The following is a 23,884-nucleotide window of genomic DNA, read 5'->3' as shown; positions in this document are numbered from 1 at the left end:
AATAATTGAAGACCATCTCAAGAAAACTCAACAAAACTCTATTTTAAAGGATTCGGCAGATAGAGCGGTTCCCGGATGCATTCGGCAACCGCGAGTCACTTTTTGCCCGTCTCAGCATAAGGCTCTCAGCCGGTGTAATGCACCTCAGCAAAGTGACCAACGCTATAGCCGCAGAGCAAGGATACATTTTCTAGAGGCATTGGCACAACAAAAGAGGCGCAAGCATCGTGCCTTGCGCCTCCTGCGAAGATTTGAAATCAGAGCTAGACCAGGCTTACCCGCTTAGGATTTCCGCTCATGTGAACCGTATCGACAAACCGTGCCGTCTTGCTCTGGCTAGAGATCACCAGGCTCTGAGTCCGGTAGCCGCCGTTAAAGAAGCGGACGCCGTTCATCAGCGTGCCGGGCGTAATGCCACAGCCAGCGAATAGAACGTTCTTACCGTTGGCCAGCTCTTCAGCTGTGTAAATCTTGTCGGGATCGGTAATGCCCATTGAGGCCAGGCGCTCTAAGTTAGCTTCCTTGCTCTCGCCGATCAAACCGGTTTTGACAACAGCCGGGTCGTAGATCAGCTGACCCTGGAAGTGACCGCCCAAGCAGCGCATAGCCGCCGCTGAAATCACGCCTTCTGGCGCTGCGCCAATGCCCATCAGCGCATGGACGTTGGTGCCTTCAAAGCCACAGGAGATAGCTGCTGACACATCGCCGTCGCTAATCAGGCGCACCCGCGCACCGGCATCGCGAATTTCTTGAATCAGCTCGTTGTGACGCTCGCGCTTCATCACGATCACGACTAGCTCATCGACCCCGCGCTCCAGGCACTCAGCCAAAATCTTCAGGTTTTCTGCCGGGGTCTTGTTGATATCTACTTTGCCTTTAGCAGCGGGGGGCGCGGCTAGCTTGCGCATGTAAAAGTCAGGCGCGGCAAACAGACCGCCTTTTTCAGAAATTGCCAGCACCGCCATCGCACCGGGCTGACCATAAGCGCAAAGGTTAGTGCCTTCGCAAGGGTCAACGGCAATATCAATCTCCATCAGTTCGTCTGGTGTGCAAACCTTATCAGCATCGGGCTGTGTACAGATGCCGACTTCTTCGCCGATGTAGAGCATGGGTGCGTCGTCGCGTTCACCTTCGCCGATGACAATCTTGCCGCGCATGTGAATTTTGTTCATCCGCTCACGCATCGCCTCTACGGCGACTTCGTCAGCGATATCCTTTTCGCCTTTACCCATCCAGCGAGCAGATGCAATGGCGGCCTGCTCAACGACTTCAATAATCTCTAAACCGAGGGTGGTTTCCACGGGGTGTTTATTCCTCCAAACTGCCGAATATAGCCGATCTTAAAAGAGTCTTTAAATCTCTATAAGTCCGTCTTTGAGTTTATCAGACTATTTCCCCCGGACTGCCTAAACAAACTGGGGAGGCCAGCTATCAGAGCCGTTACAGTGGATCGGGGGAAGCGCCTTTAGCTAGCTCTACATAGAGGTCGTAGTTCATCGTCCGGCCATTGAGCGTCGTTGTTAGGCCAATCGACTCGATGGCGGCAGTCGCTCCGTCTGGTGAGAGCTGCGGCAAGGGAAAAATGCCCTCAAGCCTGTTAATTTGCGCCAGATTGATATAAAAGTGACCGTTATTCGGGCTAGGCGCTTCGCCCGTGAGCGTTTGAAATAGCCGGTTGTTGGCCAGAGACTGGTTGGGTTTTGGCGCGATCGCCTCAGCCGCACCGCTACCTACCGAGAAAAAGGCCACGTTACCCGGTAGCCAACCGTGGCTGAACTGCACCCCTTGAAAGGGCGAAATCCATTGGGTTATCGTCCCCCCTTCAAACTCCTCAGTCTCGACCTGATAGCGATAGCGGCTGCTCATCACATCGTCTAGCTGCGCCCACACAGATTCGGCGGCCTGACGGTCGTTGGTTTTTACTAGCAGCAGCAGCGGCGCACTCCCAATAGCGGGTTCAGTCGTCAGGCCATCGGGCTGGCCGTCGGGCAGATTATCTGGTGTAGATCCTGCGGCGTTGGGTGAGTCGGCATCAGGCGGCGCGGTGCTGTCAGGCTGAACCGGGGGCAGTATGCCCAGAGCAAATTCGCCTGCCGCCCAGGGCATGACATCTTCATCCAGGTCGAGGCCAGTTTGGGTCAGCAGCCCGGCCTTCAGATTTTGCGGATTAGGAAAGAAAGGCGGCGAGGTATTGCCGCTGCTAAAGCCCTGCCAAAACTGCTGTAGGTTGCTGCCTGACATCATTACCAGCGTGTCATCGGGCAGGCGGCGAGGCATATCACCGGCCTCGTTGCGCAGCTCGCTGTAGGCCAGGTCGTTTTCAGGTGCAAGCCAGCTCGTGCCCTGAAAGCGGAGCCCGTCTGACTCGATCAGGGCAGTGGCGACCAGTCCCTGCGAGCCCTGTAGCGGCAAAATGCTGCCCTGCCCGGCAGATCCGGGGTTGGCGCTGGCAGACGGCTCCAGCATCTGAGTCGCCGCCGGAATGTTCAGATAGATCTGCGCAAAGTTTTTGCCGGGCGGCTGCGGTGTCTCTACCCGAGTGGCAGCCTTACGATAGCCCGCTATGTCGAATAGCGATCGCCCGCCTTTATGAGTGTCAATAGCCTGCTCAATCCCGGCGGCACCGTTGCTCAACAGCAGCCAGTTAGTACCGATCACCGCTGATTCAATCGGGTCGCTACCCGCCGCCTGGAGCGTCCGTACCTTGACCCCTTTGTAAGTGCGCTCTTCCCAGTCAGGCGCAGCCTCTTCGGGTTCCTCGTCTAGCAGCGATCTGGCTTTGAGCGGGTCGGCGATAGGGACAACGGCCACCCAATTTTGAGTCACGCCGCTATCGGCGGGCAGATCGGTCGGATTTGCCGCTGTTTGGGCGGGCAGTAGAGCGAGGGTGACGCGATCGCCCACCCAGGGTTTAATATCGCGCTTAAAGCTGTAGCCATTGATCGTCAGCCGGTCTTTCCACTGCGTGAGCACCGCGTCAAGCTGCTGCTGGGTATCGGCTGTGCCAAACTGCCGTAGCTTGGTCCAAGCCAGCTCGTCAGTGGTGAAGGTCATTGTCGCCAGGGCGGTCTGCGGCACCAAGCGAGCACCTGCGGGGGAGAGGCTTCTGGGCGATCGCTGCACAAGGTTTAAATAGGCGATCGCCCCGCCGCCGATTACAAAGACCGCTCCCAGGGCTAGCAGTCTGGCACGCTTTTCAGGTAGCCGCATCGCAAATTTGGAAGTCACAGGTTCTCTCTCTACCGAATTTGGTCGCGCTGATAATCAATAGCCAGCTAGCAATTTAGTCAGGGTTACCGGCTAGCCTAAAGAGTCGCAATGAACTTTAGCAGAAATCTTGACAAAGATGACTGGCAGAAGAGTTAACCCAGATCAGCGCATGAACGCGCGCCAGCGAATAGGTAGCGCCTGGCTGTACAGACAAACCGCTTAGATTGTCCCCAGCCACACCTCGTTTTGCTGTCGTCTTAGTCTTCATCGCAATCGGCGGGCAACTTTGAGTTTTTTTGCTGTCAGCTTAGTGTCTCTAAACAAACAGCTATGCTAGGCGCTGTAAGGCTTTTGATCTCAGCGATTATCGCAACATTTTTTATCAATAACTAGATACTCTATCTATGACCACCCAAACGGTTAAGCCCACCCACCCGCTTGTTGACCGGCCAGAAGGAAAGCCAGAAGAGCAGCCAGAAAAACGGCCAGAAGAGCGACCAGACCGACTGCGGCTTTGGATGGCGGCGCTCAAACCCCCGATGTATTGCGTGGCAATCATGCCAATTTGCGCCGGCAGCGCTGTGGCCTATGCGCAAACTGGCACCTTCTATCCAGGCATATTTGCCGTCTTTGTGCTCTCGGCAGTGCTGCTGCTGGTTTGGGAAAACTTGAGCAATGATGTCTTCGACGCTGCCACCGGTATCGATGAAAACAAGCACCATTCGCTGGTTAATCTCACTCACAGGCCAGCGCTGATTTTCTGGCTGAGCAATCTTTGCCTGCTGCTGGGCATTGCTGGGATTGTCGCCATTGCGCTCTGGCAGCAAGACCCGACCGTGCTTCAGTTGGTGCTGGCTTGCTGCGTTTTGGGCTATCTCTATCAGGGACCGCCCTTTCGGCTGGGCTATCAGGGCCTGGGCGAAATTTTGTGCTTTTTTAGCTTTGGGCCGCTGGCGGTCGGCGCGGCCTATTACGCTCAAGCGCAGAGCTGGCAGGCACAGAGCTGGAGCTGGAGCCAGCCGCTGCTGCCAGCTGCCCTGATTGTCGGGATTGCGACTACGCTAGTGCTCTTTTGCTCTCACTTTCACCAGGTAGAAGATGATTTCAAAGCCGGAAAGAAATCTCCCATTGTCCGCCTCGGTACTCGGGGAGGGGCCCTGCTGCTGCCCTGGGCTTGCGGCAGCGTATTTGTCATTTTGGTAGGGGGCATCGTTCGCGGCGGACTGCCTTTAAGCGTGCTGCTGATCTGCGGCAGCATTCCGGTAGCGGTGCGGCTCTGTCGCCATGTGCTATGGTTTCACGCTCAGCCTGAGCGAGTGAGTAACTCTAAGTTTCTGGCGATTTACTTTCACTTTTGGAGTGGGCTGCTGCTAGTGCTGGGGCTGCTGCTGCCAGGACTGTGGCTGTCTGCTAGCCTTTCTCTAGGCGCTGGGGGTGTTGGGCTCTGAGTTGTTGGGCTCTGAGGTATTGGGTGAGACTGTTAGGTGAGGGCGCATGACCTATCGATTTGAATTTCGCCCCTATCGGCGACCCTTTCGCCAGACTATCAAAACCAGTTATGGGGTATGGAAGTATCGCGAAGGAATAATTTTAAAATTTACTGATGAGCAGGGCCGCTCCGGGTTTGGCGAGGTTGCACCGCTGCCCTGGTTTGGGACTGAGACGCAGGCGCAGGCGGTAGCCTTTTGCGCGCAGGTACCGCACCAGCTATCAGCGAGCAACGGGTTTGCGATATTGCCGACGATGCCAGCCTGTAAGTTTGGCTTTGAAATAGCGCTGAGTAATCTTTCACGTGATATTCACTGCGGCGAGCTAGAGCCCCATCGCTGTAGCGCGCTGCTGCCTGCTGGGAAGGGGGCGCTATCGGGTTGGGCAGCGCTGTGGGCCATGGGCCATCGCACCTTTAAGTGGAAAATTGGCGTGGCCCCGGTGTCGGTTGAACTGGCCTGGCTGCATCAGCTGATGAAGCAACTGCCACTGGGGGCTCAGCTCAGGCTAGATGCGAATGGCGGGCTAGATGAGCTGAGCGCTCACCACTGGCTGGATCAGTGCGATCGCCTCGGTCACCGCATTGAGTTTATTGAGCAGCCGTTGCCGCCAGATCGCTTTATCGACCTGCTCAAACTTGCCCATCGCTACCAGACTCCGATTGCGCTAGATGAATCGGTCACCACGTTAGATCAGCTGAAGACGCACTACTTTCGCGGTTGGCGGGGGATATATGTGGTCAAGGCGGCCATCTCGGGCTCTCCGGGCCGGCTCAAGCAGTTTTGCGCCGATTACCCGATTGATATTGTAATTTCGTCAGTTTTTGAGACGGATATTGGCCGTCAGGCGCTGATTGATCTGGCGGTAGAGCTGTCAGTATTGATGCCTTACGAGCCTCAGCGGGTGATGGGAATGGGCACTCAGCAGTGGCTGCCAAATGATGGTCTAGATGACCCAGACTGGGAGGCGCTGTGGCAGCGATTAGATCGGATCGCTTAGCGCTCACCCCAACTGCGCTGTGGGATCAGCTCCAGCCGCACTGGCTAGTTGACCCTGGCGCTGACGGTCGGCAGGCGGTTTGGGAAGAGCGAGTTCGCGATCGCCGCCATCAGTTAGAACAATTTGCTCAGCAGACTCCGATTTCAGATCGCCCGCTGGTTCTCCTGGCGGACGCTGACCCTCTAGAATTCTTAGCAGGTTTCTGGGCCGCGCTGCTGGCAGGCTGGCAGGTGGCCCTGGCCAATCCGCAGTGGGGCGCTCACGAGTGGACGTCAGCCCGCCAGCTCATCCGTCCGCAAATGATTTGGGGAAAAGCTGCGGCGCTATCTATCGAATCAAGCATCTGGGAAAATTCAGACAGCGACCATCCAAACAGCACTGAGCCCGCCATCTTGATTCCCACTGGCGGCAGCGGCGGACAGATAAAGTTTGCCCGTCATCGCTGGTCTAGCCTGATGGCTTCAGCAGAAGGGTTTTGCCGCTATTTTAGGCCCGATGATGGCCCGGTCAATGTGTACTGTGTGCTGCCGGTATATCACGTTAGCGGGCTAATGCAGATGCTGCGAGCCTGGGTCAGTGGCGGACAGGTGGCGATCGCCCCTTTCAAACAGCTAGAAGCCTCACAGCCTCAGGTTCACCATCCTCAGGACTGGTTTATTTCTTTGGTGCCCACCCAGCTAGAAAGACTTATGCAGTCCGGTAAAAGCGCCTGGCTCAGCAAATTTCAGGCGGTGCTCTTAGGTGGTGCGCCCGCCTGGACTAGCTTGCTAGATCGCGCCGCTGCCCAGCAGATTCCGCTATGCCTTTCTTATGGCATGACGGAGACAGCGGCAATGGTGACGGCACTTCGCCCCCAGGCTTTTCTACAGGGCGATCGCAGCTGTGGTCCTGCGTTGCCTCACGCCACTGTGCAGATTATGCAAACCGGTCAGCCGCTGCCTCCCGGAGGAATCGGCCAAATTACCGTGAGTTCTAGGGCATTGGCCGCGCTTTCTTCAGGCGGCATGGCTCCAGAGACTTTCACCACCGATGACTTAGGCTACCTGAGCCCTGACGGGCACCTGCACATCACCGGTCGAGTCAGCGGCAAAATTATCAGCGGCGGTGAAAATGTTTTTCCCGCCGAGGTAGAATCTGTCCTGCGCGGCACCGGTCAGGTGAAGGATGTGTGCGTAGTCGGCTTGCCCCATTTGCAGTGGGGAGAGGCGGTGACAGCAGCCTATGTGCCCATCGACTCCGAAGTTTCTGAAGGCAGTCTGCGGCAGGCGATCGCTAGGCAGCTCAGCCCTTACAAACAGCCCAAGCGGTGGATACCGCTAACGGCCTTGCCGCGCAACCTTCAGGGCAAGGTCAATCGGCAGGCGCTGCTGGCTCAGATAGCGCCTTTATCCAGCCAAGCAGATCGGGCCCTAGCGGATGACGGCGGCGATCGCCCGTACTGATACAGACATGCCGGGTGAGGGCCTGAGCCAGCGGCTTTTTTGTAGCTGTGTCTGTCTGAGACTGACGGCTAACACGGTAAGCAATTTCAAAACGATACGGATCTAGCTGGTGGGGTATAAGGGTAATGGCGATGGCATCTCCGCAAAACAAAGGCTGATAGAAGTCCGCTTCAGCATGGACAATCGGTACTGCCGTCTCCCCCGCGTCTGAGAAGAACTCTTTGAGATCAATGGTCGCGGCAGCTAGCGCCGCTTCGTAAGCTTCGTGGCAAAGTGTCAGCAAGTTAGCAAAATACACCACGCCCGCCGCATCAGTCTCGTGAAACCGAATAACCCGAAGATAGCAAAAGGACATCGTACCGCCTGAGTTCGAAACTCAGGTTAGTTAGCTGGCGTTAGGCTGGGCAGGCCGGAAGGAGATGCCATTTTGACCCGGTAGCAGCGAGGGCAGGATGTTAACGGGATTAGTTTGAGTGGCTACGCCCGACGCTCTGGCATTGCCCAGATTAAAATCGGCCAGGCTAAAGCTCAGAGCCTGCGTCGGATCGTTAAGCACTCTTACCAAACTAGCTAAAGACTGCTGAATCAAACCATCGGGATTAACCACCACCCAGCCATCGGCAGTGAGCTGGTGCATCTCAAAGTGCAGGTGAGGGCCAGTAGAGTTACCTGTGCTGCCTACTAAGCCAACCACGTCTCCCTTTTTCACAGACTTGCCGGATTCTACAAAGATTTCAGAGAGGTGAGCATAGCGGGTCTCTAGCTGCGTCCCGTCAGTTTGATGGCGCAACACGACCATCAGACCATAGCCACCGGCGTAATCTGCAGATGTGACTACCCCGTCTTGAGCTGCCAACACTGGCGTCCCTTGAGGTGCGCCAATATCAGTTCCTGCGTGAAAGCGCTGGTCACCGCTAATAGGGTGAATGCGGAAGCCAAACAGCGAAGTAATCGGCGCTGGAATCGATAGCGGAAAGATAAATTGCCGAGCAGCCTGAAGATTGACTAGCGGGCGCACCGAGCGATTGACAAAGTCGCGACCTGCCGCAGTCGTCGAACCCGAAAAGCGAATGCCTGAGGCGCTAAAGCTCACCGGCCCTACATTCACCGCTGATCCGCTAGCAGTAGCCGTCGACCGCGCTGCAGAGGCTGCTGGCGCTGCACTGGGCGCTGCTGCTGCCCGACCAGAAGCCGCTGGAGCCCCTGCCTGACTCGCACAGGCTCCATTCGGGACTGCCTGCCCTTGACCCACCGTAAATTCACAGCCGGTCGATTGCTCAGAAATCACCACGTTGGGAGCTTCAGTTGCGCCCACGCTGTAGTCTGTCGGATCTACAAAAACGCTGTTGTACTCTTCAGGCAGGTTGCCGCCTGGTAGGTTAGGCGGTACCAAATCAGTGGGCTGAACCGGGGCTGCTGTGGGCGGAGCTGCAGGTGCAGGAGCGGGGGCAATGTCTGGAACCCCGGCAGGCGGAGCGGTGGGTGTGGTCTGCGGCGCGGCTTCGGTGGCCGTATCGTTCGTAGCCATAGTAGCGGCCATAGCGCTTGCTTCAATCAGCCCAGCAAACGGATTGCGGCGCTGAGCGGGCTTAGCCGCAACCGGCTTTTTAGCTGCGGTAAAGCTGGGAGGGGCAATAGGGGTGACCTGAGGCGCGATCGCGGCAGCACTATCCAGGCTAGCAGCGGGCAGTGCCGTCGCTAACGGGTTTGAAAAGCTCTCTGCACCCGGCATCGTCAAAGGAACTGCGGCAGCAGCTGCAGCTGCAGAAGACGCCGCGCTGTTAGCGGCCTCGTATTCGCTGACTGATTCGCTCACCGAAAAATCATTGACCGAGTAGTCGCTACTCTCAGCCCGAGCCAGACTGACCTGGCTCGCAATAAAGCTAAAGCTGCCTAACAATCCGAGGGTGACGAACCAGCATCTCTGCAATCTATAGCGGGGGGGGCAGCTACTATCACTCTGGTCTGCTCTGGGTTTGTCTGCTCTGGGCTGGTCTGCTTTGGGCTTGGCAGTATGCTGGGGCGCAGTCATAGTCAATAACCTAAAATAATCCCGATCAATCTTAACTTATGTGAATCTCGCTGGGTTTGAGTAACAGCAGCTCGCTGCTGTGAGTGTTTCCATCGGCTGTGAGGCTGTCTGGGGAAGGGGCAGACCCGTCAGCAAAGCAGCTAGAGTTACACAAAGCAACCTTTAGATAACCCTCTTCTGATATGCCAACGACCTCTCCGGAACGGTTTGCCAATTGCAATGTATCCCATCGCCGGGTCACCGGGTCATCAGAAACAGCGAGCGATCGCAGGTCATTACTCAGTGAAACAGTTTTGCCGGTCTGTGTCAGTAGCTTCTGGTAAGCCTTCATGAAAGCTTGATTGCCCACCTGCTGCTGAAAGAAAGTTCCCTGTAGAATTCCCCTAAGCACCAGGGCCGCGAGCACCTCCAAACAACTTATTTTGTTCCGAGCAGCGCCCTCAGGTAGTGCCTTCAGTATTTTTGTCAGGGTCGTGCCGGTCTCGGGTACCTGGTTGTGCCAGTTAATGCCTACACCAATCACGGCCTGTTTAATTCGGGCTACAGGTTGACGGCTGGGCTGGCGCTGAGACTCTGCAGACTCTGCAGACGCCTGGGCTAGCCTGGTTTCGGTTAAAATGCCGCCTAGCTTTTTGCCTTCAAAGAATAGATCGTTAGGCCACTTGATCTGTACCGGCACCCCCAGATTGTTCAGAGCAGTGGCGATACCCCAAGCGCTCATGCAGGTAAGCTGGGCGCTATAGTCAACCGGCCAATCGGGAGAGAGCGCCACAGAAAGATACAGCCCGCCCGGCCCTGACAGCCAGCTGCGGCCTCGCTGCCCCCGCCCGGCTGACTGCCGCTGGGCGATCGCCACTGTCCCCGCTTCAGCTCCCTGATTTACCATCTTCCAGAGCTGCACGCTGGTGGAATCTACGCACTCAAACACATGCAGGTCAAATTTTGGCTGGATATGCCTAAACTCGGCGCAAATGCCTAAGTGATCTCCATTCATCGCCAGGGCAGCCCGAATTTTTTGGGGATTTATCTCAGATACACTGTCTGTATTCTCAGTAAAATGAGTTGCTATAATCGACGCGATGATGACTGACCTCCCTCCCCTAACGACCGAAACGCTGTGGGCCATTCTCAATAATGAGCTGCCTGACGACACAGTTAACCAAATGGTGTGGCACATTCTAGGCTACCGCTACGACAGCCAGACGCAAACCTGGCAAACAGAAAACGTAGACACCGCCTGGGCCGAAAAGTATCCCGAACCGCCAAACTTTATAGAGAGCAGACCCGCGACCGTACAGCTCACCCGCTCTATTCCTAAAGAAAACAAACAGCTACTCAAAACCCAGTTAGGATTTAAGGGATACTCTGTAGATCAGCTAGTCCCTCGGCTCACCCGGCGGGCAACGATGGCTAACTGGCTCTTGAGCGAAATGCAGAGGCGGGCAGCTCTGTAACGTTCAGAAAGGTAAATAGAGAGGTAAATAGAGAGGTAAAAAGTCTAGAGAGGTAAATTCAGTGAGATAGCGCGATCGCCTCCTTAATCTTCTGTTTACCCAGAGCAGAAGCCGCCCGGCTATAGTCTTTCCAGCAGCTATTTTTCAATCACAGGTCTTTTCAGCACTCTCTGCCCTCAACCCCGTCTCATACAGCAGCGTTCAATATGGCAACGGTATTTGATTTTTTAGCGAAAGGGGGACCAGTTATGGTGCCCATTATTGGGGCATCTGTCTTCACGGTGGCCTGCGCCTTAGAGCGGGCTACTTTTTGGACAAATTTGCTGAAGCGAGAGGGCCAGATCGTCAATGAAGTGCTGGATACAGCCCGCCGCGATCTGGTTGGGGCAGCAGCGATCGCCGCCCGAGCCCGCGATTTGCCCATCGGTCGCTTTTTGCTGGCCCCGCTAAACCTGAAAAATCCCTCGCCCGATACCTTTCGGCTCGCCTTAGAAAACGCTGGCGATAAGGAATTTGTCAAAATGCGTAAAGGCGACAAACTGCTAGAAACCGTGGTCGCCGTCTCACCGCTGCTCGGTCTGCTCGGGACGGTAACCGGCCTGATCAACACCTTTGAAAATCTCAATATCGGCGGCGGTGGCGGCGCGGTTGGTGCTACCGAAGCAGCCGGCGGCATTGGAGAAGCCCTCATCACCACCGCAGCGGGCATGGTCGTCGCTATTTTAGCCCTACTCGTCTTGCGGATCATGGTGACCCTACAGTCACAGCAGATGGACTACTTCTCTGAAGCAGGCAATGAGCTAGAGCTGATCTACCGCGAATATTGGTACGAAGCTGACTGGGGGCAGGGAAGAGAACCCGCCACTCGCAGACAGACTGCTGACCGCCCACTAGAGACGACTTCAGGGCTTGCTAGAGAGCCTGATCGCCCGCTACCTACCCGCTAAATATCTTTGTTCCAACATTTCGCCATCTAGCACTCTCCCTAAACCTACTTTTTCCGACCTTCTATGCGCTTTCGCCAAACAGAAGACAATGGCATCCCCCCGATTGATCTCATCCCGATGCTGACGGTGATGATGGGCGTACTAGCGTTTTTTGTTGTGGTTTCGGTGTCGCTGGGCAGCGAAGAGTTGATTCAGGTAGATCTGCCAGCGGAAGAAACCGAAGAAACCCCAGTTGCCGACACCGTGCAAGATCCCTTCATCGTAGAAATAGATGCGTCTGGCCAGCAGCTGTTAAATGGTGCGCCGATTGCACCTGACCAGCTCACCGCCGAGATAGAAAACTATCTGGCCCGCACCGACAGCACTGTGTATCTGTTGCCTAGCCGTGAACTGCCCTATGAGCAGGTGATGCAGTTTTTAGGAGAAATGCGGTCGGTAGGGGGAGAGCGCGTCTCTTTGGCCTTAGATGAAGACACCTCAGAAGAGACGCCCGCACCGGCTAACTAACCCCGCATCGCTCGGCTCAATCGCTCCGATCAAAAGTCTCCAATTAAAAGTCCTCGCTTGCAAAACCTTTCACAAAGCCTTCATGCGTACCCGCCACCGCCGCCCGAGTCGAATTCCCGAAGTCAATTTGGTGCCGATGATGGACGTTTTGATGACGGTACTGATTTTCTTTGTCGTCATTTCGATGGGGCTGACTGGCGTGCAGATCAACGGTGTTATCTTGCCTCAATCGGTAGATGGCGCAGATCAAAAAATTATGGATGAGAGTGAAGAGGCTGAGCCGCTGGTTATTGGCCTTAACGACCAGCGAGAACTGATTCTCGACGGCGAAAAAACTGAATTGGGAGCTCTTTCTCCTCGCATCCGCGCCTATTTTCAAGAAAACCCCGACGGCAGCCTCATGCTCAAGGCCGACCGCGCTCTGCCTTATGACGACATCGCAGCGCTTCTGAGCGAGCTGAGAAAAATCGGCGGTCGCCGGGTGTCATTAGCGGTTGAGTAGCGGCCCTTTGTGAGGTTTTGCCTATGCCATTCACGTTCTAACAACAGAAATCCGAATAGCCTGGCTCTAGATCAGGCTTGACTCATCACTTTTCCTGAGTTAATATTTTCGGTATCTTTGGAGACCTTTCTGTCAGCAACAGGTCTATCTCTCGCTTATGAACGCTCAGCCCGCAGTTCTCTTCATCTCCAGCTTTGGCCTTAACGGGCTGCTGCTGCTGCGCGGGCGCGCATAATACTCATTTTTACACCCCTATATTTCCCTGAGATGCCTGCTGTAGCTCTGTCCTACGGCTAGCGGCAACGCTGCATAAAATCGCTACGCCCATCTCGGCATTTTTGATTTGAGTGGCTCCACTTTTGTGGCCTGTTTGCTTCTGTCCTTCTGCTTAGAGCAGCCTGCTTCGTCCTCATTTTTTTGACAACTTCTACCCTTTTTGCACTCTATTATGTTGACTCAACCTGCGACCAAATACACCGCCTTTATGCCAGTTGACTTACCAGATCGTACCTGGCCAAACAAAACAATCACCCAGCCCCCCATCTGGCTCAGTACCGATCTGCGCGATGGCAATCAGGCATTGATTGAGCCGATGGATATCGCTCGCAAGCTGCGCCTGTTTCGAACGCTCGTAGACATCGGCTTTAAAGAAATTGAGGTCGGTTTCCCGGCCGCTTCGCAAACAGAATTTGACTTTGTTCGTCATCTCATAGCGCAAAATCTCATTCCTGATGATGTCACCATTCAGGTGCTTACCCCCGCTAGAGACGCGCTGATTCGTCGCAGCTTTGAGGCATTGCGTGGTTCTAAACGGGCCATCGTGCATATGTACAATGCGACCGCGCCGGCCTTTCGTCAGGTTGTCTTTGGGCTAGACAAGCCGGGCACGGTTCGCTTAGCAACTCAAGCTGCTGCCCTGATGAAAGAACTGGCCGCTGCTCAACCTGAGACCGCCTGGAGATTTCAGTATTCGCCTGAAGTGTTTACGTCTACAGAGCTGTCGTTTGCTAAAGAGATTTGCAACGCGGTGCTGGCGGTCTGGCAGCCGACGCCAGCGGCTAAGGCAATTATTAATTTGCCTGCGAGCGTCGAAGTCTCTACGCCGAATATATTTGCTGACCAAGTAGAGTGGATGAGCCGCCATCTGGACTATCGCGCTGCGGTAGTGCTGTGTGTGCATCCGCATAATGATCGGGGCTGTAGCATTGCTGCCGCCGAGCTGGGGCAAATGGCCGGAGCTGAGCGGGTAGAGGGGTGTTTGTTTGGCAACGGTGAGCGGACGGGCAATGTCGATCTGGTCACGCTGGCGATGAATCTATACACGCAGGGGATCTCTCCTGGGCTTGATTTTTCGGGTATAGACGATATTGTGCGCGTAGCGGAAGACTGCACGCAGCTGCCGGTTCATCCGCGTCATCCTTACGCAGGTGAGCTAGTTTTTACTGCTTTCTCTGGCTCTCATCAAGACGCTATCAAGAAAGGATTTGCCGCCCGGCAGCCGCAAGACAGTTGGGCCGTGCCTTACTTGCCAATGGACCCGGCTGATGTGGGGCGCTCTTACGAATCTGTCGTTCGGGTGAATAGTCAATCTGGCAAAGGGGGTATTGCCTTTTTGCTAGAGCGAGACTATAGCATTGTGTTGCCCCGACGGCTACAGATAGAGTTTAGTCAGGTGGTGCAGCGGGCTGTTGATGCCAGCGGCAAGGAGATTTCTGCTCAGGCAATTTGGGAGATATTTAAGGCGGAGTATTCTCCGGAGACAGCACCACTGCGCTATCTGTCGCATCGATCTACTCAGCTAGACAAGCGCACCAAAGTTTCTGCTGACCTGACTTATGACAGTTTTAAGATTGGCATGTCAGGTGAGGGGAATGGGCCGATTGATGGTTTTGTTAATGCATTGAATGCTGGGGGTAGCTCGCAGGCGGCCACGCTTTTAGCAGAAAGGTTAGGCCAGATTCAGATTCGTCACTATGAGGAGCGATCGCTCGGCGGTGGCAGTGCTGGGCAGGCGATCGCCCTAGTTGAGATAGTCACCCAAAAAGGCAAGCAGCAGGAGAGCGGCTACGGCATTGGCCTTCACGAAAATATTGTCACGGCTTCTCTATTGGCTGTAATTAGTGCGCTTAACCGACTGTTTCATATGTATCCGCAAGAACAAAAAGATAGTCGGTTAGCTTTGCGTTAAGCGGAACTTGAAGAGGGGCGATCGCGTCATTAAATAGTCACTACCCGGTGTCTTACATGCTTGTCAAAGGCGATAAGCTCCCCCCTGCTTATCTGTAGCTCATGATACCTCTCTGCAAAAGATAGATAAGCGATAATACGAGCGTTACTTTCTTTGGGTTGTTCGCAGCCTGGCCGGTAAAGTAACGCCCTGTTCAAACTTGTACGGGCCACTCAGCTTTATGCATTTGTCAAACAGCGTACAGACTAGCTCAGGCTCACAAGAAAAACAGCGCAGCACAGCGAAGAGTCAATACTGGGTCTTTGGGCTCATTATGCTGATCGCTACATTCGTCTTGTTTTACGAACTAGGTGCCAGAACGCTAAACAACTGGGACGAAGCTATCTACGCTCAGGTTTCTAAAGAAATTGTAAATAGCGGGGACTGGCTAACTTTGCACTGGGGCTATGCGCCCTGGTATCACAAGCCGCCGCTGTTTATGTGGATGACGGCGCTGCTTTACCGGCTATTTGAAGTCAATGAGTTTTGGGCGCGAGCTGCGTCGGCACTGTCTGGCTTAGGCGTTGTCGGCGTTGCGTATTTAATTAGCCAGCGGCTGTATGGCAGGCTCACGGCTGTTTTCTCAGTGGGGGTGCTGCTGACTAACTTTTCCTTTGTGCATTACGCTCGCTTTGGTACGACAGATGTCACCCTGGCGCTGTTTATCTTCATCAGCATCTACGCTTATTTGCGAGCTGTCGCGGGGGCGCATCGTTGGTGGTATCTGGCCTGGTTTGCGATGGCCAGCGCGCTGATGACTAAGGGCGTGGCCGGGCTGATTGTCCCGATTGCGATCTTGACGGCGCTACTTGTAGACCGTCAGCTCTGGCCCACTTTGCGCTTGAAGACCTTCTGGCGAGGCAGTCTTGTGGCCGCGCTGATTGTGTTGCCGTGGCACGGTATTGCCCTTTACCAGCACGGTCAGGCATTTGTAGATCAGTACTTTTTGTACCATGTCGTAGAGCGCTCAACCAACGGTATCGAAGGCAATGAGGGCGGGCCTGCTTTCTACTTTTTAAAATTAGGGAAAAAGTTTTTTCCCTGGGTTTGGCTGCTGCCGATGGCGTTTGCCCTCCAGATAAAAGAGCAAATTCAAGAACAGATCAAGAAAAGTTCGAGCGCCTCATCGCTGGGGCAAAATCAGACTCCAGGTCAGAGTAGCCGTATTCTTCTGGTTCTGGTTTTGGTAGTGCTAGGCGGCTTTACCCTGGTAGGGACAAAGCTAGAGTGGTATGTCGTCCCCTGCTATCCGGTGTTTGCGATCTGGATAGGGCATTTGATTACGCAGGCGATCAGGTATCGCTATTCGGCCTCTTTTGTCAGCCTGCTGGTAGTCGCGGCGGCTGTCTGTGTGCTGGCTCCGCAGCGGGTAACTTTTCTCTCACCGCCAGCGCAGATGGCAGTAGCAGGCTTTGGATTAGTTGGGCTGACCGCCATATCCGGTTACTTTCTGCGATTTGCGAAAGGCTATCAGGCAGTCTCTTTGGTGCTCTGCGGCGTGCTAGTGCTGGCCGGGGTGAGAGAGATTAGAGGGCTGTATCTTGAGGTGCCTAGCCCGGTTGCGGCGCTGGCCGAAAGTGCGAGTCAGTCGGCTAATCCTAACAATGAGGAGCTGATCGTCGTCAGCCTGTCTGAAGATCTCTACATGCCGACAGCCCTGTTTTACAGCAATCGGCCTATTCGCTGGGTGAGATCGGTCAATGACCTGGAGACGGTTACAGAAGGAGAGGCCGTTTTAGCAGAAGAAGATATTGAGCTGCTCAGCCGTCAGTATGAGTTTCAGGTATTCTCTAAAGCTGACGACTTAGCCTATGGCAAAATTTCTAAACGGGGATAGCTTTTGAGATTGGCAGATTTTTTCGGGAATACGATGATTTCGCTGTGAATTTGTCTAAAGACGATTGTTTTTCTGCGGGGTGATGAGTTGTTTCACGCCGCAGTTTCTTCTATGAATCACCACTCTCATCTTCTACGCTAAGGATCGAGGATTAAATTAAAGAGCCAGAGTAGTTATCCATTGTGAGCTGGATCTGCCGTTATCATAGTGTCCTTTAAGATGCGTCAGATTCGCCCCTACTCATCAGCGATAGAACAGCAAATGTAGCAGTACTATGGGTCACTGAGCAAGAAGGATCGCCGCCGCTATGCCGCGATCAAAGCGGTCAAGCTAGGTCATGGCGGCATCAGCTATATTCATCGACTGCTAGGCTGTGGTCGTCCGAGCATTCGCTTGGGGATAGCAGAGATATCAGATCCTGAGGCCCTGAGCGAACCGGGGCAACGAGCGCCAGGAGCTGGACGGAAGAGCGCTTTCGAGACGATACCCGGTCTGGATAAGGCACTTTTACTGATAGACAGTTCTGGATGCCCAGTCGCTGCCGCAGTGACTGAGGTGACCACGCCCGGTAAGGAAGTTGTGCCGCCTAAAAACAGGGCTCCCATCACCGCCTCACCCAGCCCAGTTTTATCGGCCAGGCGATCCGCCACTTTTGTCATTTTGACGCCGACGACGCCAATGACAAAAACCGCAATGGCAAATAAACCTATGTTAACGATGAGCGAATCACTAGATGTTGGCATGTTGCTAGGGGCATGTTGTTAGGTCTGCGGCGGGCATTGGAATTTACTCGATTAGTTCGTCCAACAACTGCAAAAGATCGTCGTGATCTATTGGTTTGACCATATGCGCATCAAACCCAGCCTCAGTGGATTTGCGCCGATCTTCTGGCTGCCCCCAGCCGGTCAAAGCGATCAAAATCATATTCTGACCCCAAGGCTGCTCTCGAATGGCCCGCGCCGCCTCGTAGCCGTTCAGACCTGGCAGGCCAATATCGAGTAACACTACATCGGGTCGAGAATCGGCGGCAGCTTCTATCGCTGCCAACCCATCATGCGCAGTCTGCGTCTCGTCCCCAGTAATTTCAAATAGCATTGCTAGCGATAGCGCCGAATCTTCATTGTCATCGACAATTAAAATGCGCCGGGCACTCGTCTTAGTAGGCTTGCTGGCGGTAGACTCTAGTTGACCAGCGGGGGCAGCCGCGACAGGTAGCCGGATGACAAACTCACTGCCCTGACCTAGTCCTTCGCTAAAAGCGCTAACCGTACCGCCGTGCATTTCGACCAGTTGCTTAACTAAGGTGAGACCAATGCCCAGGCCACCTGTCTCTGAGGCCGCTTCGCCTCCAGAGGCTCGCTCCAGTGCCCCATGCACTTGAGTAAACAGGCCAAACACTTGAGGGAGCATCTCCGCCGAGATGCCGATGCCGGTGTCTTTAACTGATATGGCTACCTGCTGCTGCTGCTGCTCGGCGCTCACAACAATCTGCCCGGCAGGCTCGCTATACTTGCTGGCATTGTTCAACAGATTGCTAAATATCTGAACTAACCGCACCGGGTCAGCATGCAGATATACCGGCTGCGGCGGTATACCTACCGTCAGCTGATGCCGGGCTAACTCAATGCCGGGCCGACTGGTCTCGACGGCTTGCTCGATGATGGGTGCTAGCTCAATGCGCTCACGGCGAAGCGCCACCTTACCGTGACTGATCCGGCTGACATCTAGCAAATCGTCTACTAGTCTGACCATTTGGTTGAGCTGCCGCTCCATCATGGTGCGGACTCGCTCGGCTGCTTCGGTATCGTTACCGGCTAGCCGCATAATCTGTAGACCGTTGCGCATGGGGGCCAGTGGGTTGCGCAGTTCGTGAGCTAGCGTGGCTAAAAATTCGTCTTTTCGCCGACCCGCATCGGACAAGTCAGCCGCTAAGTGTCGCAGGTTCTCTTCTAGGTGCCGCCGTTCAGTGATGTCCTGGCTGATCATCGCAAAGCCTATGGGCCGATCTTTGTCATCGACCAGAACGGTGACGTTGGACACCATCCACAAGGTTTCTCCAGTCTCGAAATGACAAAAACGCAAGTCGGTTGTCCCCGTGCCGTTTTCTAATACAGCCGGTAAAAATTCGTTGGCAATCCGATCTCGATCTTCGGGAAAAAAGAGATCTTCGCCCAAGTTGATCTGGCGCGCTGCCGCCATACTGCCGATGCCAAGCTTTTCGAGCCCGGCTGGATTAATGTAAAACGGCACGCCCGACAAGTCACACATGGCGATAAATTCGGTGCTGTTGTCAGCTAGTCGCACAAAGTTCTGCCGATCTTCTTCGGCGCGCTTGAAGTCTTCAATATCGGTAGAGGTACCAAACCACTGCACAATTCGCCCAGCCTCGTTGCGCATAGGTAAGGCCCGCACTAAAAACCAGCGATATTCTTCTGTCTTTGACCGACAGCGATACTCAATTTCGTAGGGGTTACCCGTCCGTACGCAGTCATTCCACCGATCAATGGCACGCTGCTGGTCTTCCGGGTGAATGAAAATGCTCCACTGCTCGCCCATGCCTTCTTCTGAGGTGCAGCCAGTGTATTCGTACCAGCGGCGATTGTAATACTCATTCAAACCGTCTGGCCCGGTGACCCAAACGATTTGCGGCATCACATCGGCTAGCCGCCGAAATCGAGCTTCGCTCTCTCGTAGCTGATCTTCGGCTTCTCTCTGAGCGGTGATGTCAACAACGGCTCCCAATAACCGAACCGCCTGACCGGCCTTGTCGTGCTCAATCCGTCCGCGAGCGATAACCCAGCGAACTGCGCCCTCAGGTCTAGTAATGCGGTACTTGGTTTCGTAGTTTTCACCCGTTGTCAGCGATCGCTCAACTACTGCTATCAACCGCTCTCGGTCATCTGGATGGATAGCATTTCTGTAGACGTCTCTGGGAGCAGCAGCAGCAGCGGCGGGCGGTAGGCCGAACATCTTCGCCATTGAGATCGCTTTGAATAGTCCCAGTGGCAAGGTCTAGCTCCCAGGTGCCAATCTCACTAGCTGCTAATGTTGAGGCTAACCGCGAGCGGGCCTGTTGAATTTCTGCCTCTACTTGCTTGCGACGGGTGATGTCGTTCACAAGCCCGAGCATCCGCTCGTTTTGGCCATTCGCATTCTGTTGGACTTTTCCCTTTATCCACACCCATCGCTCTATGCCTTTTACTGTAAGAATCTGACATTCGCAGTCCCAGGAGGTGCCTTTCGCTATCGCTTGCTGGAATGTCTGATCTACCAAAGGGCGATCCGCCGGTAGAACATGTTCTAAAAACATGTCGTAGGTCCATTCAGGCAGCAGTGAGTCGTAGCCAAAAATTTGGTCGTGCCGTAGGTTACGATAGGCTGACCCGTCAATGAGATTTAAGTCCCACTGACCTGAGTCAGCAGCAGAGAGGGCTAGCTCTAAGCATTCTTGCTCGTTTCGCAATTGGTTTTCCTGCTGGCGGCGATCGCTCACATCTCTAAATACCAGCACGCAGCCTACAATCTCGCCTTTGCCCGAGCGAATTGGCGCAGCGCTGTCGTCAATCCGGCGTTCTGTGCCGTCTTTAGCAACTAAGAGAGTATGGTTTGCCAGGCCGATAATAGTGCCTTCTGTCAATGCTCTAATTGCAGGACTATTCACGGTTTGACGGGTGTCTTCACCGATGATGTGGAAGACAGTAGGTAGCGGTTGACCGGTTGCTTCGTTGAGAGGCCACCCAGTTAGTGACTCAGCGACAGCGTTCATATCGGTAACTCTGCCTTCGGCATCAGTCGTAATGACCGCGTCTCCGATGCTGTCAAGGGTGATCCGCAGTCGTTCGGCTTGCTCAGCGATCGCGGCGCTGTCTTTACTATGGGCTGACAGGTGCCGCCACATTAGAAAGATTAGAATACTGAGCAGCAGCAGGACGGAGAGACCGATTAAGAGGGCTGCTTGGTAGACCTGCTCGGATACTGTCTGCGATCGCGCTTCTCCCTAACTGAACTGAACTAGCTCGCCGCTATCGGCTGAATGGACGGCGCTATGGCTAAACTGGCTGCTGTGAGCGGGCGCAACGGCTGAGGTTAGCAGGGCGATCGCCGTCCCTATAGATCATTATAGTCAATAGCGACCAGCGGCGCTGCCTGACCTGCGGCATCACAGAATCATTTCGATGATGGGGCGGGTCAACAGAGCGATCGTTTGGATGCATACGTAGGTAATTGAGAAGATGAAGTAAAAACCGCTTGCGGCTCGCGCGTCTCAAAACATCTGCGCCCCACCGACACCGCTATGTTACCAGTCGGGTTGCCTTGCTAGCTAGCTTCGAAATCTAGTCCATACCTGCCTTCTCCTGGTCGTTATAAAGACAAAATCAGTCCAGCTCAGAGGGGATGTCGTCTCCCGCATAGCTGCGCCGAATTGGTTTGTTTAAGCTGTGCGAGCAATGCTGCCCCATGACTGTACGGAGTCTCTCTGTCACTGGTGCCGGACGTAGGCGACAAGTCTCTCTGGCACCTGATCGCCGTTAGCTATGAGGCGGTTGAGCATAATTGCCAGATCGGTGTCGGCAATGCACCATTCGCCAAATAAGTTATTGTTGCTCTCTAGCAGCGGCCCAACAGCGGCAAACAACTTTTCTACAGCGACCAGGGCAGCCTCAGACAAGGGCGTATCTACGGGTTCAAAGTAGATGACGTCAGTCGGACGTTCCGCTCGAATGGGCATCAAATCGCTGCGTAACCAGGCTTAAATTTCTCGCGCTTTGGCCTTTGCTTGGAGATCGGCTGGGTAGAGGCGAGCGTACTGCGGCGGTGGAAAGATTTATTCTAGATATTCTGAAATCACGGAGGATTCAGAGAGATGGAAAACGTCCTGTGTTAGTGTCGGCACGCGGCGCGAGGTAGAGATACGTAAGTAGTCGGGCCGGTAAGGAAACCCTGCCGACTATGGATGAGCTAGCCCAAAAAGGCCAGCATTCCCTGCCAGCCGAAGAAAGCGGCCATTCCTAGCACAATCGTCAGCAGCAGATTTTGCGTCAGCCCCCCGATAATGCCAGCGGCGATCGCCCCCACCAATCGCGCATTCATATAGCTCACCTGTAGCGTACCCTCACTGAGCAGCACCTCAGGCACCACAATCGCAGTGAGCACGACAGGCGGCACATAGCGCAGCGCATTCAGCAAGGCCGGGGGCAGCTTGATCCGGTTGCTAGCGCCAAACATGCTGTAGCGGATGGCAAACGTAACTAACGCCATACCAGAAATAAGTAGAAATTCGTTCATTAGGATAAGTCCACGGTAGAGGAGGATCTAAACACGGCTGAAGGTGCGTTCACTGAGAACACCGGCGGTGATACCAGCGATCGCTGCCGCCATCAGCCCCAACTTATTCGGCAAAGGATAGGCTACGACCGCGACCACGCCTGCTATGACTACAGCCACCCACATTGGCCTACTTCTGAGATAGGGAATCACCATGCCAATAAACGTGACCGACATGGCAAAATCGAGCCCCCAGCTGGTCGCATCCGGAATTAGCCGCCCAGCGGTAGCGCCCAGCAGCGTACAGAGCAGCCAATTGCTATACATCGCTAGCGCCGTCCCCAGATAGTACCAGTGCTTCAGCGGCGAGAAGTCGTCAGCCTCATAGCGGCGAATGGCAACAGCAAACACCTCATCAGTCAGCCAAAACGCCATCGGCACTTTCCAGCGCTGCGACAACCGTTTGACATGCGGCACCAGGCTGACGGCATAGAGCAAATGCCGCAAATTAACAACAACTGTCGTCAGCACGATCAGCAGCCATCCGGTCTTAGCTGCGATCATCCCCACCGCAATAAACTGAGCAGACCCGGCAAAAACCAGCGCCGACATTGCCAGCGTGCCGCCTACTGAGAGACCGCTGCTGACAGCGAGGGTGCCAAAGATAATGCCAAACGGAATCGCTCCGACCACTAGCGGAAAAATATCCCGTGCGCCTGCCCAGAACTCAGTGCGAGGAGAGGCCGGGCGAGATTGTGATAGATGAGACAGCGGCTGAGCTTTGGGCATGGGTCTTCTCACAGGAGGCTTCTCTACGAACACCGCTAGCTTAGCCAAAGGGTAGCGCTAGATCTTGTACGTTTTTGCAGCCCCGCGCATATTGACCGGGCGTGACGCCTACCATTTTTTTGAAATGGCGATGCAGATGACTCTGATCGGTGAAGCCTGTTTCTAGGGCTGTGTGGGTGATTGACCATCCGGCTACCAAAAGCTGTTTGGCCTGATTTACTCTCACCTGATTGAGATAGGCGTGAGGCGGCAGCCCAACCTGCTTGCGAAAGGCTCTCAGCAGCCGTAGCGGACTTAAATTCACCAGCGCTGCTAACTCGTTGAGTGAGGGATTATCAGTATGGTGGGCGATCAGATATTCGCGTACTTGCTGAACGGCGCGGGGCTCTTTGCCAACAGATCTGACTGCGGGGCGATCGCTCGCATAGTTGCTCACCAAATGAGTCATCCCCCAGAGAAAGTAAGACTCTCTCTCTAAGGGCGAAGGAGAGATTTCTAACGTGCGGTGAAGGTTGACAAACTGTCGATTGAGCCGCGCATCGTGAATCACAGGCGATGAGAAGTAGGGAATATCGCTCGGACGCTCGGCCAGTTCTACCGCCGCCTGCTGCAGCCAATCGACAGCGGGCAGCAGCGTGCGATAGGTCCATCCGGTTTCTAGCACGGCTTGCCCAGTATGCACCTCACCCGGATGCATAACTACTACACTCCCGGCTGGCGCGATGTAGGTCGCTCCTCGGTATTCAAATTCCATTGCTCCGGCTTCTACAATGGCAATGCCAAATCCCTCATGCGCATGGCGCGAAAAAGCATAGGTGATGTAGGTGGCGTGCAGCATTTCCAAATTACGCAGCACCGGGTCGCGCCAAAAGTGGGTGTGCTCTTGAGGGGCGGGCAGGCGGTTCATGGGTCTGGCAAAACTATTTAGGGCTTGCTGAAAAAGTATAGACCGTAGTGATTTCAGTCCATTTGGTACTTCATTCACCACTACAACGAATCCTTTGTACTAAAATCCGGCTCTGAAATGCGGTTTAGGCCAAATCCAAAAACGGCAGAATGGGGCCTTCAAGCATTCATATTTCTGCTTGAACAAGAATGACTTTCATAATGAGAATTGCTGGCAATAAACTGGTTAAAACCACCTTAAAACGTCCGACCCATGCTCATAAGTCAGAATATGGTAGC

Annotated in this window: 20 protein-coding genes and 2 pseudogenes; 9 read left to right on the top strand and 13 right to left on the bottom strand. The window is 54.5% G+C overall.

Annotated features, from left to right (window positions below; genetic code table 11):
* Positions 1 to 263 precede the first annotated feature (263 nt).
* Both glpX and CKL79_RS05435 read right to left on the bottom strand, forming a co-directional pair.
* On the bottom strand, positions 264 to 1,301 hold the full coding sequence (gene glpX, locus CKL79_RS05440; RefSeq protein WP_121968575.1) for a class II fructose-bisphosphatase: 1,038 nt from the start codon (positions 1,299 to 1,301) through the stop codon (positions 264 to 266).
* 139 nt (positions 1,302 to 1,440) lie between these two features.
* The gene (locus CKL79_RS05435) at positions 1,441 to 3,228 is read right to left on the bottom strand and encodes a DUF3352 domain-containing protein (RefSeq protein ID WP_141242155.1); all 1,788 of its coding nucleotides are present in this window, start codon (positions 3,226 to 3,228) and stop codon (positions 1,441 to 1,443) included.
* Between the two features lie 500 nt (positions 3,229 to 3,728).
* On the opposite strand from CKL79_RS05435, the gene menA reads away from it, so the two are divergent.
* From menA to CKL79_RS05420, 3 genes are read left to right on the top strand one after another with little or no spacing between them, the layout of a single operon-like run.
* Complete coding sequence (gene menA / locus CKL79_RS05430; RefSeq protein ID WP_276299224.1) at positions 3,729 to 4,658, top strand: 2-carboxy-1,4-naphthoquinone phytyltransferase; 930 nt, start codon at positions 3,729 to 3,731, stop codon at positions 4,656 to 4,658.
* Positions 4,659 to 4,704: 46 nt separating this feature from the next.
* Positions 4,705 to 5,697 (top strand): o-succinylbenzoate synthase, encoded by a 993-nt coding sequence (locus CKL79_RS05425; RefSeq protein WP_121968572.1) that lies wholly within the window; start codon positions 4,705 to 4,707, stop codon positions 5,695 to 5,697.
* The gene (locus CKL79_RS05420) at positions 5,670 to 7,139 is read left to right on the top strand and encodes an AMP-binding protein (RefSeq protein WP_121968571.1); all 1,470 of its coding nucleotides are present in this window, start codon (positions 5,670 to 5,672) and stop codon (positions 7,137 to 7,139) included. The genes CKL79_RS05425 and CKL79_RS05420 overlap by 28 nt, the downstream gene beginning before the upstream one ends.
* Here the strand turns inward: CKL79_RS05420 and CKL79_RS05415 are convergent.
* The 3 genes from CKL79_RS05415 to CKL79_RS05405 are packed head-to-tail and all read right to left on the bottom strand — an operon-like array spanning position 7,048 to position 10,165.
* Positions 7,048 to 7,494: an acyl-CoA thioesterase gene (locus tag CKL79_RS05415; RefSeq protein ID WP_121968570.1), complete on the bottom strand. Its 447-nt coding sequence runs from the start codon at positions 7,492 to 7,494 to the stop codon at positions 7,048 to 7,050. The genes CKL79_RS05420 and CKL79_RS05415 overlap by 92 nt on opposite strands.
* A gap of 30 nt (positions 7,495 to 7,524) precedes the next feature.
* Positions 7,525 to 9,171, bottom strand: coding sequence for a M23 family metallopeptidase (locus CKL79_RS23450; RefSeq protein ID WP_205879006.1), 1,647 nt, complete (start codon positions 9,169 to 9,171; stop codon positions 7,525 to 7,527).
* Positions 9,172 to 9,202: 31 nt separating this feature from the next.
* On the bottom strand, positions 9,203 to 10,165 hold the full coding sequence (locus tag CKL79_RS05405) for a biotin--[acetyl-CoA-carboxylase] ligase (RefSeq protein ID WP_170943981.1): 963 nt from the start codon (positions 10,163 to 10,165) through the stop codon (positions 9,203 to 9,205).
* An 88-nt stretch (positions 10,166 to 10,253) separates the two neighbouring features.
* Between CKL79_RS05405 and CKL79_RS05400 the strand changes: the two genes are divergently transcribed.
* From CKL79_RS05400 to CKL79_RS05375, 6 genes are all read left to right on the top strand, one after another.
* On the top strand, positions 10,254 to 10,625 hold the full coding sequence (locus CKL79_RS05400; RefSeq protein WP_121968659.1) for a DUF1823 family protein: 372 nt from the start codon (positions 10,254 to 10,256) through the stop codon (positions 10,623 to 10,625).
* Positions 10,626 to 10,831: 206 nt separating this feature from the next.
* Positions 10,832 to 11,572 (top strand): MotA/TolQ/ExbB proton channel family protein, encoded by a 741-nt coding sequence (locus tag CKL79_RS05395; protein WP_121968568.1) that lies wholly within the window; start codon positions 10,832 to 10,834, stop codon positions 11,570 to 11,572.
* 63 nt (positions 11,573 to 11,635) lie between these two features.
* Entirely contained in the window at positions 11,636 to 12,079 is a 444-nt protein-coding gene (locus CKL79_RS05390; protein WP_121968567.1) for a biopolymer transporter ExbD, read from the top strand.
* Between the two features lie 82 nt (positions 12,080 to 12,161).
* Positions 12,162 to 12,581 (top strand): biopolymer transporter ExbD, encoded by a 420-nt coding sequence (locus CKL79_RS05385; RefSeq protein ID WP_121968566.1) that lies wholly within the window; start codon positions 12,162 to 12,164, stop codon positions 12,579 to 12,581.
* Between the two features lie 448 nt (positions 12,582 to 13,029).
* Positions 13,030 to 14,769 (top strand): 2-isopropylmalate synthase, encoded by a 1,740-nt coding sequence (gene leuA, locus CKL79_RS05380; protein ID WP_121968565.1) that lies wholly within the window; start codon positions 13,030 to 13,032, stop codon positions 14,767 to 14,769.
* A 313-nt stretch (positions 14,770 to 15,082) separates the two neighbouring features.
* On the top strand, positions 15,083 to 16,645 hold the full coding sequence (locus CKL79_RS05375; RefSeq protein ID WP_170943980.1) for a glycosyltransferase family 39 protein: 1,563 nt from the start codon (positions 15,083 to 15,085) through the stop codon (positions 16,643 to 16,645).
* A gap of 356 nt (positions 16,646 to 17,001) precedes the next feature.
* Here CKL79_RS05375 and CKL79_RS05365 read toward each other — a convergent pair whose 3' ends face one another.
* From CKL79_RS05365 to CKL79_RS05335, 8 genes and pseudogenes are all read right to left on the bottom strand, one after another.
* Positions 17,002 to 17,388: a hypothetical protein gene (locus tag CKL79_RS05365; RefSeq protein ID WP_121968658.1), complete on the bottom strand. Its 387-nt coding sequence runs from the start codon at positions 17,386 to 17,388 to the stop codon at positions 17,002 to 17,004.
* Between the two features lie 43 nt (positions 17,389 to 17,431).
* Complete coding sequence (locus tag CKL79_RS05360) at positions 17,432 to 19,624, bottom strand: PAS domain-containing protein (protein ID WP_121968563.1); 2,193 nt, start codon at positions 19,622 to 19,624, stop codon at positions 17,432 to 17,434.
* On the bottom strand, positions 19,542 to 20,543 hold the full coding sequence (locus CKL79_RS23100; protein WP_170943979.1) for a PAS domain S-box protein: 1,002 nt from the start codon (positions 20,541 to 20,543) through the stop codon (positions 19,542 to 19,544). The genes CKL79_RS05360 and CKL79_RS23100 overlap by 83 nt, the downstream gene beginning before the upstream one ends.
* 582 nt (positions 20,544 to 21,125) lie before the next feature.
* Positions 21,126 to 21,383, bottom strand: a pseudogene (locus CKL79_RS23445) (glutathione S-transferase); the annotation flags it as partial.
* 87 nt (positions 21,384 to 21,470) lie between these two features.
* Positions 21,471 to 21,575: pseudogene (locus CKL79_RS24340) on the bottom strand (glutathione S-transferase N-terminal domain-containing protein); the annotation flags it as partial.
* 29 nt (positions 21,576 to 21,604) lie between these two features.
* The gene (locus tag CKL79_RS05345; protein WP_121968562.1) at positions 21,605 to 21,931 is read right to left on the bottom strand and encodes an AzlD domain-containing protein; all 327 of its coding nucleotides are present in this window, start codon (positions 21,929 to 21,931) and stop codon (positions 21,605 to 21,607) included.
* A 27-nt stretch (positions 21,932 to 21,958) separates the two neighbouring features.
* On the bottom strand, positions 21,959 to 22,699 hold the full coding sequence (locus CKL79_RS05340) for an AzlC family ABC transporter permease (RefSeq protein WP_121968561.1): 741 nt from the start codon (positions 22,697 to 22,699) through the stop codon (positions 21,959 to 21,961).
* Positions 22,700 to 22,739: 40 nt separating this feature from the next.
* Positions 22,740 to 23,606: an AraC family transcriptional regulator gene (locus CKL79_RS05335; protein ID WP_121968560.1), complete on the bottom strand. Its 867-nt coding sequence runs from the start codon at positions 23,604 to 23,606 to the stop codon at positions 22,740 to 22,742.
* Positions 23,607 to 23,884: the final 278 nt, after the last annotated feature.

The organism is Leptolyngbya sp. BC1307 (genome assembly GCF_002286735.1).
Lineage (GTDB): Bacteria > Cyanobacteriota > Cyanobacteriia > Phormidesmidales > Phormidesmidaceae > Phormidesmis.
This window is presented reverse-complemented; position numbering and strand designations above follow the sequence as displayed.